Origin of the sequence: Mammaliicoccus fleurettii (assembly GCF_003970575.1) — a bacterium.
In the GTDB taxonomy this organism is placed as follows: domain Bacteria; phylum Bacillota; class Bacilli; order Staphylococcales; family Staphylococcaceae; genus Mammaliicoccus; species Mammaliicoccus fleurettii.
The window spans coordinates 1-987 of the sequence record NZ_RXWZ01000206.1; the positions used below are offsets into that span (position 1 = coordinate 1).

General features: G+C 30.2%; 1 protein-coding gene. It reads left to right on the plus strand.

Translation table 11 applies throughout. From position 1 onward, the window contains the following. Positions 1–180 precede the first annotated feature (180 nt). Positions 181–987: IS110 family transposase (locus CD129_RS12330; protein ID WP_256681916.1), on the plus strand; the 807-nt coding region annotated here is incomplete at its 3' end.

The window sequence follows — 987 nt, forward strand, 5'->3', positions numbered from 1 at the left end:
GAGAGAGGTAGACTGTGCGGTCTCTTGGATTTTAAATCCGTAATTTAAACAAGTCAGCTTTACTCTCGCCTTTTGAAATTCGTTTGTAGTATGTTGGGCTCTTGAAGCCGTGTATAGGAAAGTGAAATGAGAAAGGTTCAGTAAGGTTTAACTTCTCAAATCAATTAAGGAGGGTTTTATGTGAATTATCTAGGTATTGATATTAGTAAAAAAACAAGCGTCATCGCCCATTATCACGATGATAAATTCCAAATGGAATTTACAATTCAAAATAATAAAAATGGTTATAATCATTTTCTTAAATATTTAAATAAAATCGACCAATTTCAACTCGTGTTTGAATCTACAGGTATTTATTCAAGAGGGATGGTTCAATTTTGTCGAGTTAATCAAATTAATTATATTGAAATGAATCCTTTAGAAGCAAAATTTAAAACAACTTCTTTAAGGTCTTGGAAAACTGATCAATCTGACGCTCATAAATTAGCCCTTTTAGCACCTTCTTTAAAATCTATGGATAGCTTAAATACAAAACAAGATATTTTCTTTGAATTACGAGAACGTGCTCGATTTCATCTTGAAATCGAAAATGATCAAAATCGTTTAAAAATAATGATTATTGAACTGCTTCATCAAACCTTTCCAGGTCTAGAAAAATTGTTTAAAAACCGTTATTCAATCATTGCCCTTAATATCGCAGAAATCTATTCACACCCAGATTTTGTTCAACAAGAAGATATTGATACCCTAACTTCAAATATTTTTGAGTCCACCGATAAAGGACTATCTACTCAAAAAGCAGAAAATTATGCATTAAAACTATATAAATTAGCACGTGAGAGCTATCCAAATGTCAATCAAACTTCTTTTTTAGTAAAGAAAGTTCAATTGTTAATTCAACAATTAAAAAATTCGATTCAACAATTATCACAGTTAGATAAAGAGATGGTTGAATTATCTCAACAACTCGAATGTTTCGAAGTTATA